Genomic DNA, 15,207 nt, shown 5'->3' on the forward strand with positions numbered 1-15,207 from the left:
ATTAATTAAAACTATATAATTTCTACTTTTTCCAACTAAAAAGTGTATTTTTACCAAAAAATATACTTAAATAGAAGTATAAAGTTTAAGCCTTTGGTTAAATAATGAAGAAATTTTTAGTACTTTTAGCAAGTACCGCTGAGTGGTATGAATTTACAGTGTATTCGTTTTGTGCTGTGTATATCGGTGAAGCATTCTTTCCAAATCTAGCAACACCGTTTGCTAGCTTTTTAGCAGCTTTTGGAGCTTTTGCCGCAGGCTTTTTAGCTAGGCCGTTTGGTGGTATTATTTTTGGATATATCGGCGATAAAAAATCAAGAACAACGGCTCTTGCATGGGCAGCATTCTTTATGGGGTTTCCAACAGTAGGTATTGCACTATTACCATCTTACGCAACGATAGGTATCTTAGCACCGGTTTTATTGGTTCTATTTAGGATCCTTCAAGGTATTGCTTTAGGAGGTCAGTATAGTGGCTCCATAGTTATACTTGTTGAAGAGGAAGATACTATATTAGGCAAAGCAAAGGCTACAGCGAATGTTATAGCGACGGCTTTTGGAGGAATGTTGTTTGCTATTATTAGTTTTCAAATTATTAGATACTTTATTCCTAGTGAGTTGATGTCAAATGGTGGATGGAGAATACTGTTTGCTATAGCAATTATTCTTATAGTTATGTCATTTTTTATTAAGCATACAGGTGATAGCAAATCAGAAGTTTCATCAAGTCAGCAAGTTAAGCTATGGCATTTAATTGTGAAGTATTGGAAAAGTATCGTTTTTATGATGTTATTATGTTTTCCAGGAGCGGTCGTAGCATATTTTCAAATAACCATCCTACCCAATATTATAAAACAGATATTGGGTCACAAAGATGTTAATGTTGCAATTCTTACTACTATAAGTTTGATTGTTTTTATCGGCTCATGTGCTTTGGCAGCTAGATTAACGAAGTTTTTTAATATTAAGTCAATAACCGCTACAGGTTTAGTTCTAATGTTATTACTACCGCTGCCAATGTATGCTCTTTATAAATATGATAATAGCCTGCTAATTTTATTTTTTGTAATAATATCTGCTATTTTCGGCTTATTCTATGGCAATATTATGGTGATCTTTACAGAGAGTTTCCCTAAACAAATACGTTATACGGGGTTCGCTTTAGCTTATAATATAGGCTTTGGAATTTATGGAGGACTTCTACCATTTGTATGCTTCTATTTAGCCGATCATGTTTCTGACTATATGGCTGTTGGGATGATATGTATAAGTGCGATAGTTGGATTAGTTACTTTATATAAACTCGAACCTGACGGGTGTAAAAAGCTTACCAGTGGAGTAATTGGATAATTAACTATGATGGGATATTTCTTAGGTCAAAATTGCTTTGTGTATAACTTAAGCGATGAGCTATCTTTAGATGATAATTTGAAAGTTCTTAAAATATATAAAGACATCTTAGCAGATCAACAGTTTTGTGATAAATTTAATGTTTATGATATCGTGCCATCATATAACTCTGTTGCTTTTCATTTTGAGTATGCAAATCCATTTGAGTTAAAGGAAGCTATCTCAAATAGAATACATCATGTTGATTATAATCAAATGATACAGTCACAAACACATAAAATAGATGTTAAATACAATGGTCAAGATTTAGAGTTAGCAGCAGAAAAACTTGGTATTGAAGTTGCAGAAATTATAAAAAGACATACTCAAAATGAGTACCATATAGCTATGCTAGGGTTTAAACCATATCTGCCATATTTACTTGGGCTTGATAAAAGCTTGACACTGCCTCGGCTTGAGACTCCTAGAAATAGGATTGCTGCAGGGTCTATAGGTATTGGAGGATCTCAAACGACAATCTTTCCAGAACAAACACCTAGTGGTTGGAATATTATTGGTATATCAGATTTTAATAACTTCTCTAGTCTTAAACCTGGAGATAAAATAGTCTTTAAGGAGATATAATATGCTTCTGATAAATTGTGATTTAGGTGAAAGAGGTGTCGCTCATACTATTGATGATCAATTAGTAAAATATATTGATATTGCAAATATTGCCTGTGGAGGACATGCTGGAGATAAGCAAAGTGTTGATTACTATGTAAAGCTTTGTAAAAAAAATAATGTAAAAGTTACAGCTCATATATCTTATCCTGATAAAGAGAATTTTGGTAGAAAAGTTATTAATATAGCTGATAAAGATTTATGTAAATCTTTTGATGAACAGTTTGCTCTTTTTTATGGTGAGATTAAAGCAATAAAACCTCACGGTGCTCTATATAATGAACTTAATGTCAATGAGGAGTTGGTTAAAACATTTGTGTCTTGGTGTTTAAAAAACGATGTTCAAGAACTGTTGGTTAGCCCTTTTGGTATATTGAGAGATTATGCCGAGAAAAATGGTATAAAGATAACTAAAGAAAGTTTTGCTGAGAGAGGTTATCTTTTAGATCAGAATAATAATCCCATGCTTGTGCCAAGAGGCCAACCAAGTGCAGAAATTAAAGAAGTCGATAAGGCTGTTGAGCAGTATCGTGAGTTAGCAAGAGGCTTTATAAATGTTAATGGTAAGGAAATAGCCTTTGACTCACAAACAATATGTATACATTCTGATAGTGCAATAGCTTTAGAGCTAGCTAAAGAACTTGATCAAGCAAAAGGTTAATTATGTTAGACTTTTTTTCAGTTAATGGTGGACTATCATTCCCTGTTTCAATAAGAGAGTTTGGATCTCAAGATAAAGGAGTGTCTCCTAAAGGAGCTCAAGATCAGTTAAGTTTTGTTACAGCATATAATCTATTGGATAAGCCTAGTAATTTTCAATCAATAGAGATGATTTATCCAGCTAAGATAAAAGCAAATAAGGATTTGCTAGTAGTTATATGTGGGGCTTCTTATGAAAGAACAGAAACTCAATCACAAAATATTCCATATAATCGAATTTGTAAACTTAATAAGGGCGAAACTTTAGAGTTTAAGGGAGCAAAAAAAGGATTTAGAACAATTATCTTGGCTATAGAATTTGAGCAGAACTTACAACGATTGATTGGTAAGAAAAGGTCTGAGGAACTAGGAGAGTTTATAAACTCTAATTACCAGAGTAACTTAATAAGAGTAATAAAAGGTCCAGAGCATTTTATTTTAAATGATAATGCCTTTTTTGATCAGTTGTGGAGTATTTCACCAAACTCTAGCCAAATGGGATTACTTTTAGATGGACCAAGCTCAGATACACAGAAAATAGAGATGATATCTCAACCTGTTTCTGATGGAACTGTGCAACTATCACCAGGAGGACCTATAGTCTTAATGAGGCACCGTCAAACAGTTGGTGGCTATCCAAGAGTTGCAAACGTTATTGAGCCAGATATAAGCAAGCTTGCACAATTTGCTCCTGGATCTACGATTAGGTTTAGGCTTATTGAACTTGATGAAGCTTTTAATATTGTGAATGATCTAAAAAAGATGATTTAAACTTTATGTGATAAAAGACAGAGTCCTATGAGCTTACGCAGTGGTATTGATCTCATTTCGTATTTTAATAACCTCTTTATAAAGTAATTCTAGTTCTTCATCATATACGTTATTTTTATCAAGATATTCTAAAGTCTTATATAAATACTCTCTATTAGTACCTCTGGAGCCTTCTGCAAAGGCAATTCTTTTTGCTTTTTGAACAAGTGGTAGGTTTATATAGAATGGACTTTCATTATCCATTACGAATGCTAATGCTTTTATTTTCTGGCCTTGATAAATAGTATCAACCCATTGCGCGTTATATCCTTTAACAACCATTTCACGAGCCCAAATGGTCGGAAGTTGGTCTTCAATATCTATATTAGCTATTCTATAAACTTTACCATAGCATTCAGTATTTAAGTTTTCTTCCTCCAATGCTAGCATTAATCCAGGATGTTCTTTGCTAGCTCTACCACTTTTTAAATCTATACAAAAACTGCGTCTAAATCCATTAATCTTAGATAAAGTAGAAGATTTTACTTTAATATCACACTTCCAAATTAAGGAGCCATATGCAAATAAATATAGATCTTCTTTGTTATAAATTTTAGACAAGACTTGGTTATAATACTCTTCAATTTGCTCATAAGTCCTTGTCTTTATCCCTAGTTTACTTATTTCTTGAATCTTTGTTGTAATTAGTTTTTTAAAATCATTTGTCATTTAAGTTTTATAGAATATTATCTTAATAATAATTTAACATATGTTGAGCTGTTTTATGAGCATATAACCTGGGTAATTATAAAATAAATAGACTTTTAATTTTTAAGGAAGTGATTTAAAATATATATCCTCTTTTATCAAAATGAGTATTTTCTACCAAAAAGCAGAATATAATATATTAGTTTTTATATTAAAACAACAAAAAAAATAATATAAAAAAAATGATACTTTCTTGTTGTTTTTGCTTATTTCTTTGTTATAAACTTTGAGTGTCAAGCATGCAAAAACATAGTTAGGAGATTGTATATATGTTGCGCAAACTGGTTAAGACTCTAATCCCAAGCCAAGATAAGGTATTTTTTGAATTAATGATAGAGGCAACAGAGGCAGTAGAGGACTCAGCTAGAATTTTAGATCTAATAGTTAAAGAGAAGGATAGCTTAACTTTATCAGAACTTACTGAAGAGCTAAGGTTAACTAGAACAGTAACTGTTGAAGTAGCCAACAAGATGGATCATGAATTAGCAAGACATTTTGTAACACCAGTAGATAGGGTTGAATTACATAATATAATAACTTTGCTACTAAAGCTTAATAAAAGAATCGTTAAAATACATAGATATATGCAGATCTTAATGGAAGAAGAAAGAGGTGATGTAAATCTATATCTAGCAAACTGTGTTGAAACATTGCGTAAAATGACAAAAGTTCTTGATGATATGATGAAAGCTTTTACCAAGGGTGAAAAGAAAGATCTAAAAAGTTTATATATTAGGCTAACAGCTTTAGATGAGAATGTTTTGGAAGATTTAGCACATGCTCTTAAACGTTTTTCTCATTTTGAAGAAGGTGATGTGATATTTATTATGAAGGTTAAAGATATCTATAAAGCTATTGAAAATGCTATCTCAACTTGTACTTCAATAGCAGAGTCAATAATGAGAATTCATGTCAAAGAAGTTTAGCAGGGTATTTGCCATATGATTTCAACAGTTTTGGTCGCGATTATTATAATTGCTTTGTTTTTTGAGTTCACTAATGGTTTTCATGATGCAGCAAATGTCGTTGCAACACCAATTGCGACAAAATCTCTAACTCCTGGTCAAGCGATAGGATTAGCAGCATTTTTTAATTTCTTAGGGGCATTCTTTGGAACTGCAGTCGCAGCAACTATTTCTAAAGGCCTTGTGGATACTAGTGTTGTTACAGATATTGTATTGATCTCAGCTTTGTTAGGAGCAATTAGTTGGAACTTTTTTACATGGAGCTTTGGTATTCCATCTAGCTCATCTCATGCGTTAATAGGTTCATTAGTTGGAGCTGTGATTATTGGCTCTAGCTATCAAGATGTTAACTATATGACAGTAGTTAATAAGGTTTTGATACCTATGGTTAGTTCACCAATTATGGCGTTTTTCTTAGCATTAATTATTTGTATAGTTCTACTGAATATTTTTATTAGGATAAGCGGAGTTAGAAGGACAAATAAATATATAAGAGAGATGCAGGTTGTATCAACTAGCTTATTATCTTTTTCACATGGCTCTAACGATGCTCAAAAAACGATGTCAATAATTACCTTAGCCTTATTTAGTGCAGGGCTTGTGCATACTACAGCAGTACCTACTTGGGTGATAGTATTATGTGGTATTGCCATGGGATTAGGCACTCTTTCTGGCGGTAAAAAGATCATTAAAACATTAAGCTCTAAATTATCTAAGCTTGAGCCAGTAAATGCAGTATCAGCAGAACTAAGCTCTGGAGCTTTAGTTTTAGCTGCTTCTCATATAGGTTTACCTGTTAGTACAACACAAGTTGCATCTGGCTCAATAATGGGAGCAGGTTATGCAGACTCTGGAGTGAATTGGAAAGTCGTTAAAAAAATGGCTATAGCATGGATATTAACTATTCCTGCTTGTATAGCAGTTACTAGCATTATTTATATAATATTATTTAATTTATTCGGGGCTTTTTAATATACTTTTTTGATTAAATTCTTTTTCCTTTTGTTCTCGAAAATTATTATAATCATAGATTATTTATAATTATTGTAACTAATTGTATGCAGGTAAAGATTAATCGGTTAATGGTTTATATACATTGGCTTACAGTTTTTTTGATACTTTTAGCTTTTATATCGATAGAGTTTCGAAGTATTTTTGGCAAACATACATTGTTTCACGATTTTATGAAAGGCTCACATTTATATATAGGTTTTTTAGTATTATTTTTGACTATTCTAAGGCTTTGTATTAGAAACTTTGTAGAGTTTCCAATTATAGGACAAAGAATTTATTACAACTTATTTAGGAGTATTGTTTCAAAACTTGTTCATGTGTTTTTATATGTTTGGCTAATAATTATGCCTATTTTAGGTTGGTACCTAATTAGTGCAAAGGGAACTTATATAATTCCTTTTGGCTTACCATCAATTCTTGATGTACTAGCAAAACCAGATGTCGTTGAAATTAAGCAAATACATGAGTATTTTGCTTATATTGGCTTAGCTGTGATATTTGTTCATGCAAGTGTAGCTATTGTTGAAAGTATTATTCTAAAGAGGAGTAATATATAAGTGATAGTTTATTAGTCGGTGTATTTCTGTTTTATTTTATCAATACCTGCTCTAACTATATTTATTAGTTCATCTTTGTACTTTGAGTGTTTGTATACTAATACTAGGTGCGGTTCTAGAGGGAACTCTACTTCAATCCCTTCTATTTTAGCTATATTATCAAAATCTCTTAATACTGCGTTGTGATAAAATTTTGGCATATATCCAATAACATTTTCACTCTTAATAATATTTGCTTTTTGTATTTCATTGTCAACTGTGTATTTGACATTATCAAGGTTAAATTTATAAGTCTCAGAGTTATGTTTAAACTCAGTTACGCCTAGGGAAAAATCGTACTTATTAAATACAATGGGAGCCTCAACAACTCGCTCTGGATTATTATGCATATCTTTGATGAACTCTTTATTACCATAGATATGTGCAGGTAGATTCATGGAATCTACCGATGAGCAAACTATCCAGTCATCTAAGTCAAGAAACTCAAGGTGCTTAGTAAAGATCTGGATAACACTATAAGAGTCAAACTGATATTGACTACCGTTTAAGTTATCAATCTGATAGCTATCTAAAGCAAAATTAAAAGATTCATCATTATTGATTTCCTGAATTTGTGGTAATACGAAATCAATTACAATTTTTAGAAATAGTGGTGCCCCAAGGATCTTTATAGATTTACGCTCTCTAAAGCCACTTTGTTTAACATTTTGTATAGTGTCTTCTAAATCTTTAAAAGTTTTATTACAAGAGTGATAGTACTTCATACCATCAGTTGTTGGAGAAATACGGTTTTGCACGTTTCTAATGAGTTTTATATCAAGAAATCTTTCTAAACTTTCAATTTTGTTTTTTATAGTATTAAGCTCAACGCCATAATATTTTTTGACTGAACTATAAGAGCCTAGCTCAACTAATTTTATGAAATAACGAGTTGCTTCGATAATATCTTTGCTAATAACACTCATATTCAATATTAAACTTAATTTTAATACCTTAATAATATCATTATATTTAGGTTTACTAAAGCGCTTAGAAAAAGCTGATTAGGCTTTTAACCTCTTCTCTTTCTGTTCTATAGTTATTTACATTAGCGGATGTATCCTCATAGCCAATAGCTATGCCACATATTAGTGTATATTCTTTAAACTCGGGAAATTCATTTTTAACTATATCAGGATAATGCCCTAATGAAGCTTGGGGACATGTCGCAAGACCTAAATCTGTGGCTGCGAGTAATATTGATTGGATTAGCATGCCACAGTCCATATAGCTGCTAATACTATCAGTAGGATATTTAAATATGAAAATCGCAGATGGAGAGTCAAATGAAATATAGTTCTTTTTCCATTGTTTAATGCGTTTCTCTTTATCTTCTCGAGAAATATCTAAAGCATTGTATAGATCATGGCCACATTTGACGGCTCTCTCTTTTAATATGCCATCTAGAGGTGTGTCACCATCATAGTTATATTCCATTCTTGGCTTTTCACCATCCTCACAAGCTTTTAAAATTTTATTCATTAAGTCTATTTTTTTTTGTCCACTAACTACAACTATTTTCCATGGCTGAGTGTTTTTGCTTGAAGGAGTCCATTTTGCAGCCTCAAAAAGTTTTTCAAGTATTTCCTGGGGAATTTCTTTGGTAATAAATTCTCTAACGCATTTGCGATTCTTTAACACTTCTAAAGTTTGCATAATTTATCCAATTGAAAATTTTTATAGTGTTTATTTTAGCTAGAAGACATTTAAAAATATATAGCTCTTTTGAGCACATTATAAAAATGTTAAATTTGAAATATAAACTTATATATGAGGAGATGCTAAATGCGTATAGAGACAGATAGTATGGGTGAGATCAAAGTTGCTAATGATAAGTATTGGGGGCTCAGACCCAACGGTCATTAAAATACTTTTCAATTGGTAATGATAAGATGCCATTAGAGATTGTCAAAGCTATGGTTATTATTAAAAAAGCATCTGCTATGACAAATTATGAGCTAGGTGTATTAACTGAACAAAAGAGAGACTTAATAGTTAGAACCTCTGAGGAAGTATTAAAAGGGAAGTTTGATGATAATTTTCCTTTACACGTTTGGATGACTGGTAGTGGTACTCAATTAAATATGAATGTTAATGAAGTAATAGCTAACAGAGCAAATGAGATATATGGTAATAAAAAAGGAACTAAAACTCCTATTCATCCTAATGATGATGTTAATAAATCTCAATCATCAAATGATAGCTTCCCAACTGCAATGAATATCTCAGCAGTAATAGCAGTTTCCCAAAAGCTACTTCCTGTGGCTAAATATATGCAAAAGCATTTGCAAGAGAAAGCCCAAGCATGGATACATATAACTAAGATTGGTAGAACTCATATGCAAGATGCTGTACCTATGAAACTAGGCGATGAGTTTGGTGGTTATACAGCCTTGCTTGAAAAAAACATTAAACGAATAGAGTTAGCCTTAGAGGATGTCTATGAGTTAGCATTAGGAGGTACAGCTGTTGGCACAGGTATAAATGCTCCACAAGGATTTGCTGAACTTGTCGCTAAAAATATTGCCACAATAACTAAGATGCCATTTATTACAGCATCTAATAAGTTTGAGGTACAAGGCTCCCATGATGCTTTAGTTGCTTTAATGAGTGCTATAAAAGTCTTAGCTAATTCTTTATTTAAGATAGCTAATGATATTCGAATCCTTAGTTGTGGCCCTAGGGCAGGATTATTTGAGCTGATATTGCCTGAGAATGAACCAGGATCATCTATTATGCCAGGTAAAGTTAATCCAACCCAGTGTGAAGCTATGGCAATGGTAGCAACTCAAGTTATGGGGTTAGATGCAGCTGTTGCTATGGCAGGATCCGCAGGATATTTAGAGATGAATGTCTATAAGCCGTTAATAATATTTAATATTATACAATCGATTCAAATGCTCTCTGATAGTATGCTTAATTTCTCAGATTATCTGATTAAAGGAATGATGCCTAATAAAAAGAAAATAGATCATTATCTACATAATTCTTTAATGCTAGTGACAGCACTTGCTCCTGTGGTTGGGTATGACAAGGCTTCAAAATTAGCACACTATGCCTATCAAGAAGATATTTCTTTAAAAGAGGCAAATTCACAATTAGATCTGTTATCTCAAGAGAAATTTGATGAACTAATAAGTAATAGTTATTTATGATGTTGATATATATGAGATAGAGATATTTTATGTTTATAATTTACTTTAAGTATCAAATCTAAAATAAAAAGGGGAGTGCTATGAAAATAGTTAGTAGATTACTTATAAGTCTATTTGTTGTGTTTAGTTTTTGCTATGCAGATACTAATGAATATAACCAAATAGGAAGATATATGATTTCTGCAGGTGGTGATTTTATTATAGATACTAAAACTGGTGTAGTTAAGCGGAATAATTCCATAGAAATGTCAAAGAAGTTTTATCAAAAGGATGGTCGCTAAAGCATAGGCTCTTATTTTGAAAGAGAATATGTATATTATCTAAGTTTTTGCTGATGTGTACTGCTAAAGCAATTGATATTTATTTTCGTTGACAATTAAGTTATTTTTTTGTATGTTTCTCCTCTTCTAAGAAATTAAAAGAGAAAATTAGTTAATCAAAAAATTAAAGGGAGGGTAAATATGCGATTAACACAACAATTATTTACAAAAAGAATTTCTTTGGTTCGATCTTTTTCTACGAAAACTCAAGGCCTAAAGAGTTTAATAAAAGCTCAAGTTAAGGAAACTAAAATAAAAAAATGATTTTTATTATAAAGCCTATATAATATTTCTTAAACGCTAATAAAAAGGAGTTAGAAAGTGTTTACGAAAAAAATGGCTTTTACTTATTTTATTACGGTTATATTAATTTTTAACTCTGGTTGGATTGATAGTGTAGTTTTATATAATTCTTTTGGTGCCAGTGTGGCTGTAATGTCAGGAAACTTAAGGATTCTTGGACATAGTATTGCTGGAGAGGACTGGGTCTTTGTATATAAGGTTGCGGTTCTTGTTTTTGGTTTTGTTGTTGGTGCTGCTGTAAATGGTGTCATAATGAAAACCGATGCATATGTTATTTCAGAAGATCATACTAAGACTTTAGTTTTACAAAGTGCTGTAATGCTTACAGGAACTTTGCTAATAGATATTTTTAGTAACCATCGTATTATTGATGATTTGTTTTTAGCTGTTGCTATGGGGATGCAAAATAGTTTTACAACGATATTTTTTGGAGGTTTTGCTCGTACAACTCATATGACAGGCACGACTACAGACCTAGGTATTGAGATAGGACGAGTTTTGCGAGGTGATAAATCAAATATTTGGAAAATTCCTTTTTTTGCCACCTGTATGACAATGTTTGTTATTGGAAATGCTGTGGGCTTTGCTTGGGTGAGAATCTCAGGTGAGCACTTTACTTTGATGCTGTTCCCTTCAGTCATCTTACCAATATTTGTCGGTATTGTAATTTTACTAGCGTATAATATGAAAATCAGGAATCATACTCTTTAGCCTAATACAGGTAGTAGCTTTAAAGAGCTAAGAATTTGTAAAGAAATTATAGATACTGCAATAGTTACTATGATTATAGTTATAGCTGATGTACTCACAAAACTTTTTTTATTACGGTAATTAATCACCCAAAGCATCATTACTGGTAGAGCAACTTGTAGTATTGCAACGAAAATACTGGCATAGCCTAATGCTGACTTGAAGCCATCAGGATATATAATTGCATAAAGATATGCTGGCAAAAATGTAATTATAAAAGCAAGAACTTTGTGCTTATGTAAATTTTTCGAGATCTTGTATGTACTACGATTAAAATCAAATAATCCTAATGCTACACCTAAAAATGAAGTTGCTAAAGCAAAGAACCCAAATAAAAAAGATATTGTAGAAATGTAACTAGAAGTTCCCTCAAAATGTGTGACTATTACAGATGTTATCTCTCCTGATTCTTTACCTAATATACCTGTAGGGGTAGCTACAGGTAAAGATCCAAGAGTTGCAAAAATCCAGAGTAAATATATTACTAAAGGGACTGAGCTACCTAATATAATTGCTTGACGCAGAGAGCTTCTACTTGAGCCAACATATGTTCTAAGTGTTGGGACTATATGATGGAATCCAAAAGAGGTTAAAAGGATGGGGAAAGCGGCCCAAATAAAGTTTGGATTTTTAATTTGGTAAGTTAAGTGGCTAGTTGAAATATGAGGAATCAAGACTGCTATTAGTAAGAAGAATGCCAGAAGCTTTCCTGTTAATATTAGCTTATTGACATGATCAACAACTCTAGTACTGATATAGATAAATACGCCTAATATTAATATAAAAATAATACCTGTAGATTTTTCGGAAAGGTTAATGCTAAAGCTGCTTAAAGTTGTAGATAGTAATGATCCTCCACCAACTGTATAAGCAGCTACAAGGGAGTAAAGTAGCAAAACATAACATATCCAGACAATACCTACACCAATAGGCCCAAGAGTTTTACTTGTCATCTCTATAAAGTTTGAACCATCATCCATTTTTAGGTTCACTTCCGCTAGTACTAATGCTGTGAATGTCATTAATGCCCAAATACAAATGATCAATATAGAACCAATAAAAAAACCACAGCTGGCAACTGTCGCTGGGATAGCCAACATTCCAGCTCCGATACAAGTGCCAGATATAATCATTGCGGCACCAAATTTTCTTGATAAAATCATATTATATGTGTCACCTTTGAGATTTATAAAATTTTAAATCCCAACTATTTTTTTTAAGGCTTATAATATAACTTATTATAGCTTATATAAAAATTATATTTCTAGAAAATGGATATGAATAACAAAATTAGACAGGCTTTGGCTGAGCTAGATATTCAAGCAACCAAAACACAAATTGACCTATGGATAGACTACCTAAAATTATTAGAAAAATGGAATAAAGTCTATAATATGACAGCGATCAAGAATATTGAAGATATGCTAGTTAAGCATTTGTTTGATAGTTTAGCTGTTGCTAAGTATATAAAAGGTTCATCAACTATAGATGTTGGAACGGGTGGTGGTTTGCCTGGGGTAGTGCTTGCTATTTTATATCCGGATCATCAATTTACATTAGTTGATAGTGTTGGTAAAAAGATTATGTTTCTTAAGAATGTCAAAAAATCTTTAAATTTGAACAATATAATTCCTATCAACTGTAGAGTTGAAAGCTTAGAGGGAAACTTTGATAATATTATTTCGCGAGCATTTAGCTCTGTTGATACATTTTATGAGTTATGTAAGCAGTTTTTAACAAAGAATAATCAAATGCTCGCAATGAAAGGCCCTGACTTAGAAGAGCAAAATTTAGTGAAATTACCGTTAGATGCACAAAAAATTCAAATAAAAGTTCCTTTTTTAAAAGCGGAAAGAAATCTAATCATAATGAGAAAAAAATGCTTAATAAAGATTATATAAAGGATGCTTTTACAGCGATTAATCAGACTATAGCAAATCATGCAAACTTACTTGCGGTAAGTAAATATCAATCACTAGAAAAAATAAAATATCTAGCAGAATTAGGGCAAAAAGATTTTGGTGAAAACTATTTTCAAGAGCTTGAGCAAAAAGCTCAACAGCTTCCTGATTTAAGATGGCACTTTATAGGGTCTTTGCAGTCTCGCAAAATAAAGCATATAGTCAAATATGCTAACTCGATACAAAGTGTTGAGAAAGTTGAGCATCTTGAGAAGATTAGTGCATCAGCTTGTAAGTTAGGTAAGGTGATAGATGTATATTTGCAAATAAATATTGATGATGATTCTAATAAGTCAGGATTTAAATCTTCTCAATACAAAGAAGTTGTTGAGTGTGTCGAAAGATCAAAGCACTTAGCTGGAGTAAGAATAATTGGTCTAATGTGCATCCCAGCTAAATCAGCATCGCCACAAGAGAGCTTTAAAAGAATGAAAAGTTTTTTTGATTTAGTTAATTCAAAACTCTCACAAGATTTAGTACTAAATAGGCTATCGATGGGGATGAGTGCTGATTATAAGCTAGCTATACAGTATGGAAGTACGGATGTCAGAATTGGAAGTAGTTTGTTTGGTAAAAGGTTAAATAACTAATAGTTTATTTTCATGCTTTTAAGGGCTATCATAATTGCACTAATTATATTTATTTGAGAGTTTAGTGTGAAAAATATAGTAATTATTGAGCCAATTGGCATGACGAGTGAACAAGAGTCTAAACTATCAGGAATATTTAAGGGTCATAGTTTAACTATTTTTGACAGTCGCGGATATGATGACCAGAAGCTTTTAGAGAGTTTAAGCTTAGCAAATATTATTATCTTAACAAATAGAGTGCTCTCATATGATGTTATTAGTCAACTTGATCATTTAGAGTTTATTTCTGTGGCCTTTTCTGGGACTGATCATATAAATGCGGAGGCTATTCAAGAAAAGGGGATTGTTGTTAAGAATTCTGCAGGATATGCAAATAGTGCTGTTGCCGAGCTAACAATTGGCTTTATGGTTTGTCTTGCTAGAGATATTGTAAACAACAATAATAACATGGCTAATGGTATAGCAACAAATACTGGAACTGAGTTAAAAGGTAAAAAGCTTGGGATAGTAGGCTATGGTAATATTGGTAAAAAATTAGAAAGTTTAGCTGATGCTTTTGGGATGCAAACGATTAAATATAATTCTAAAAGCACTTTAGATGATCTTGAGAGTTTATTTAAGCAAAGTGATTTTATTAGTTTAAATATACCATTAAATAGTGATACTAGAGGTATGATTAATAAACATTATTTTAATTTGATGAAACCATCTGCTTATTTGATTAATTGTGCAAGAGGACCAATTGTTAATCAACATGATTTAATAGAAGCTTTGGATAATAAAAAACTCAAAAGTGCTGCCATTGATGTATTTGATATAGAGCCACCTTTGCAGTCAAACCACATACTTTTAAATAGAGATGATATTATTGCTACGCCACATATTGGCTTTAACACTCAAGAAGCTCTGGTATCTAAAGCAAATATGGCTATTGAGCATGTTATTAATTATCTAAATGACTAGGAATAGATTCCTTATCAATACATCTAAGTATTTTAATTATAAATTAGCCTTAAATATCCTGTTCGAGTTCTAGTATGTTATGCATTGTTTATCAATTTCTGATAGTTCTTGTTAAGAATAGATAAACATATTAACTCCAAAGAAATGATAATGTTATATATAACCTCAGTTCGGAATTAAAAGTATAGTAGATTAAAGGTTTGAGAGTATTATTAGGTTAAAATAAGCGAAAAACCGTTAAAAAACCACTAATAATGATAGATCAACTTATTTCAACCTTTTGCCGTATAGACGACTTTTGTATTATTTATCATAAAGAATTACAAAGCAAGTCAATTGATTACAAAAAGAAAAAAGCTGG

16 protein-coding genes and 2 pseudogenes are annotated in these 15,207 nt (G+C 31.8%); 14 read left to right on the top strand and 4 right to left on the bottom strand.

Annotated features, from left to right (window positions below):
- Positions 1 to 104 precede the first annotated feature (104 nt).
- The 4 genes from AB8E56_RS02535 to AB8E56_RS02550 are packed head-to-tail and all read left to right on the top strand — an operon-like array spanning position 105 to position 3,482.
- Positions 105 to 1,349, top strand: coding sequence for an MFS transporter (locus tag AB8E56_RS02535; protein ID WP_329477647.1), 1,245 nt, complete (start codon positions 105 to 107; stop codon positions 1,347 to 1,349).
- A gap of 9 nt (positions 1,350 to 1,358) precedes the next feature.
- Positions 1,359 to 1,973 carry a carboxyltransferase domain-containing protein gene (locus AB8E56_RS02540; RefSeq protein WP_329477678.1) on the top strand — a complete coding sequence of 205 codons (615 nt, stop codon included), beginning with the start codon at positions 1,359 to 1,361 and terminating at the stop codon, positions 1,971 to 1,973.
- Position 1,974: 1 nt separating this feature from the next.
- Positions 1,975 to 2,673, top strand: a complete 699-nt coding sequence (locus AB8E56_RS02545; protein WP_329477649.1) for a 5-oxoprolinase subunit PxpA — start codon at positions 1,975 to 1,977, stop codon at positions 2,671 to 2,673.
- A 2-nt stretch (positions 2,674 to 2,675) separates the two neighbouring features.
- A complete protein-coding gene (locus tag AB8E56_RS02550) occupies positions 2,676 to 3,482 on the top strand; it encodes a hydrolase (RefSeq protein ID WP_329477651.1) in 807 nt (268 codons plus the stop codon).
- A gap of 33 nt (positions 3,483 to 3,515) precedes the next feature.
- Here the strand turns inward: AB8E56_RS02550 and AB8E56_RS02555 are convergent, their stop codons facing one another.
- Positions 3,516 to 4,190 (bottom strand): gamma-glutamylcyclotransferase, encoded by a 675-nt coding sequence (locus tag AB8E56_RS02555; RefSeq protein ID WP_329477653.1) that lies wholly within the window; start codon positions 4,188 to 4,190, stop codon positions 3,516 to 3,518.
- Between the two features lie 308 nt (positions 4,191 to 4,498).
- Between AB8E56_RS02555 and AB8E56_RS02560 the strand changes: the two genes are divergently transcribed.
- From AB8E56_RS02560 to AB8E56_RS02570, 3 genes are all read left to right on the top strand, one after another.
- Entirely contained in the window at positions 4,499 to 5,155 is a 657-nt protein-coding gene (locus AB8E56_RS02560) for a PhoU family transcriptional regulator (protein WP_329477655.1), read from the top strand.
- 15 nt (positions 5,156 to 5,170) lie between these two features.
- Positions 5,171 to 6,166 carry an inorganic phosphate transporter gene (locus tag AB8E56_RS02565; RefSeq protein ID WP_329477657.1) on the top strand — a complete coding sequence of 332 codons (996 nt, stop codon included), beginning with the start codon at positions 5,171 to 5,173 and terminating at the stop codon, positions 6,164 to 6,166.
- Between the two features lie 86 nt (positions 6,167 to 6,252).
- Positions 6,253 to 6,765, top strand: a complete 513-nt coding sequence (locus AB8E56_RS02570; protein ID WP_329477659.1) for a cytochrome b/b6 domain-containing protein — start codon at positions 6,253 to 6,255, stop codon at positions 6,763 to 6,765.
- Between the two features lie 11 nt (positions 6,766 to 6,776).
- Here the strand turns inward: AB8E56_RS02570 and AB8E56_RS02575 are convergent, their stop codons facing one another.
- Together AB8E56_RS02575 and AB8E56_RS02580 are read right to left on the bottom strand one after the other, a co-directional pair.
- Positions 6,777 to 7,730, bottom strand: coding sequence for a LysR family transcriptional regulator (locus tag AB8E56_RS02575; protein ID WP_329477661.1), 954 nt, complete (start codon positions 7,728 to 7,730; stop codon positions 6,777 to 6,779).
- 64 nt (positions 7,731 to 7,794) lie between these two features.
- Positions 7,795 to 8,460 (bottom strand): nitroreductase, encoded by a 666-nt coding sequence (locus AB8E56_RS02580; protein ID WP_329477663.1) that lies wholly within the window; start codon positions 8,458 to 8,460, stop codon positions 7,795 to 7,797.
- A 129-nt stretch (positions 8,461 to 8,589) separates the two neighbouring features.
- On the opposite strand from AB8E56_RS02580, the pseudogene fumC reads away from it, so the two are divergent.
- The 3 genes and pseudogenes from fumC to AB8E56_RS02595 all read left to right on the top strand — a co-directional run bounded on the left by fumC (position 8,590) and on the right by AB8E56_RS02595 (position 11,293).
- Positions 8,590 to 9,959, top strand: a pseudogene (gene fumC, locus AB8E56_RS02585) (class II fumarate hydratase).
- A gap of 80 nt (positions 9,960 to 10,039) precedes the next feature.
- Positions 10,040 to 10,240 carry a hypothetical protein gene (locus AB8E56_RS02590; protein ID WP_329477665.1) on the top strand — a complete coding sequence of 67 codons (201 nt, stop codon included), beginning with the start codon at positions 10,040 to 10,042 and terminating at the stop codon, positions 10,238 to 10,240.
- Between the two features lie 360 nt (positions 10,241 to 10,600).
- Entirely contained in the window at positions 10,601 to 11,293 is a 693-nt protein-coding gene (locus tag AB8E56_RS02595) for a YoaK family protein (protein WP_329477667.1), read from the top strand.
- Here the strand turns inward: AB8E56_RS02595 and AB8E56_RS02600 are convergent.
- The gene (locus AB8E56_RS02600) at positions 11,290 to 12,495 is read right to left on the bottom strand and encodes an aromatic amino acid transport family protein (RefSeq protein WP_329477669.1); all 1,206 of its coding nucleotides are present in this window, start codon (positions 12,493 to 12,495) and stop codon (positions 11,290 to 11,292) included. The genes AB8E56_RS02595 and AB8E56_RS02600 overlap by 4 nt on opposite strands.
- 108 nt (positions 12,496 to 12,603) lie before the next feature.
- On the opposite strand from AB8E56_RS02600, the gene rsmG reads away from it, so the two are divergent.
- The 4 genes and pseudogenes from rsmG to AB8E56_RS02620 all read left to right on the top strand — a co-directional run.
- On the top strand, positions 12,604 to 13,233 hold the full coding sequence (gene rsmG / locus AB8E56_RS02605; RefSeq protein ID WP_329477671.1) for a 16S rRNA (guanine(527)-N(7))-methyltransferase RsmG: 630 nt from the start codon (positions 12,604 to 12,606) through the stop codon (positions 13,231 to 13,233).
- The gene (locus AB8E56_RS02610; RefSeq protein WP_329477674.1) at positions 13,212 to 13,883 is read left to right on the top strand and encodes a YggS family pyridoxal phosphate-dependent enzyme; all 672 of its coding nucleotides are present in this window, start codon (positions 13,212 to 13,214) and stop codon (positions 13,881 to 13,883) included. The genes rsmG and AB8E56_RS02610 overlap by 22 nt, the downstream gene beginning before the upstream one ends.
- Before the next feature lie 66 nt (positions 13,884 to 13,949).
- Positions 13,950 to 14,846: an NAD(P)-dependent oxidoreductase gene (locus tag AB8E56_RS02615; RefSeq protein ID WP_329477676.1), complete on the top strand. Its 897-nt coding sequence runs from the start codon at positions 13,950 to 13,952 to the stop codon at positions 14,844 to 14,846.
- A gap of 254 nt (positions 14,847 to 15,100) precedes the next feature.
- Positions 15,101 to 15,207 (top strand): annotated as a pseudogene (locus AB8E56_RS02620) (IS982 family transposase); the annotation flags it as partial.

Source organism: Francisella sp. 19X1-34, from assembly GCF_041102755.1.
GTDB lineage: Bacteria > Pseudomonadota > Gammaproteobacteria > Francisellales > Francisellaceae > Francisella.

Coding starts and splice junctions, on each gene's coding strand:
- AB8E56_RS02535 (WP_329477647.1), top strand. CDS start 105: ATGAAGAAATTTTTAGTACTTTTAGCAAGTACCGCTGAGTGGTATGAA.
- AB8E56_RS02540 (WP_329477678.1), top strand. CDS start 1,359: ATGGGATATTTCTTAGGTCAAAATTGCTTTGTGTATAACTTAAGCGAT.
- AB8E56_RS02545 (WP_329477649.1), top strand. CDS start 1,975: ATGCTTCTGATAAATTGTGATTTAGGTGAAAGAGGTGTCGCTCATACT.
- AB8E56_RS02550 (WP_329477651.1), top strand. CDS start 2,676: ATGTTAGACTTTTTTTCAGTTAATGGTGGACTATCATTCCCTGTTTCA.
- AB8E56_RS02555 (WP_329477653.1), bottom strand. CDS start 4,190: ATGACAAATGATTTTAAAAAACTAATTACAACAAAGATTCAAGAAATA.
- AB8E56_RS02560 (WP_329477655.1), top strand. CDS start 4,499: ATGTTGCGCAAACTGGTTAAGACTCTAATCCCAAGCCAAGATAAGGTA.
- AB8E56_RS02565 (WP_329477657.1), top strand. CDS start 5,171: ATGATTTCAACAGTTTTGGTCGCGATTATTATAATTGCTTTGTTTTTT.
- AB8E56_RS02570 (WP_329477659.1), top strand. CDS start 6,253: ATGCAGGTAAAGATTAATCGGTTAATGGTTTATATACATTGGCTTACA.
- AB8E56_RS02575 (WP_329477661.1), bottom strand. CDS start 7,730: ATGAGTGTTATTAGCAAAGATATTATCGAAGCAACTCGTTATTTCATA.
- AB8E56_RS02580 (WP_329477663.1), bottom strand. CDS start 8,460: ATGCAAACTTTAGAAGTGTTAAAGAATCGCAAATGCGTTAGAGAATTT.
- AB8E56_RS02590 (WP_329477665.1), top strand. CDS start 10,040: ATGAAAATAGTTAGTAGATTACTTATAAGTCTATTTGTTGTGTTTAGT.
- AB8E56_RS02600 (WP_329477669.1), bottom strand. CDS start 12,495: ATGATTTTATCAAGAAAATTTGGTGCCGCAATGATTATATCTGGCACT.
- rsmG (WP_329477671.1), top strand. CDS start 12,604: ATGGATATGAATAACAAAATTAGACAGGCTTTGGCTGAGCTAGATATT.
- AB8E56_RS02610 (WP_329477674.1), top strand. CDS start 13,212: ATGCTTAATAAAGATTATATAAAGGATGCTTTTACAGCGATTAATCAG.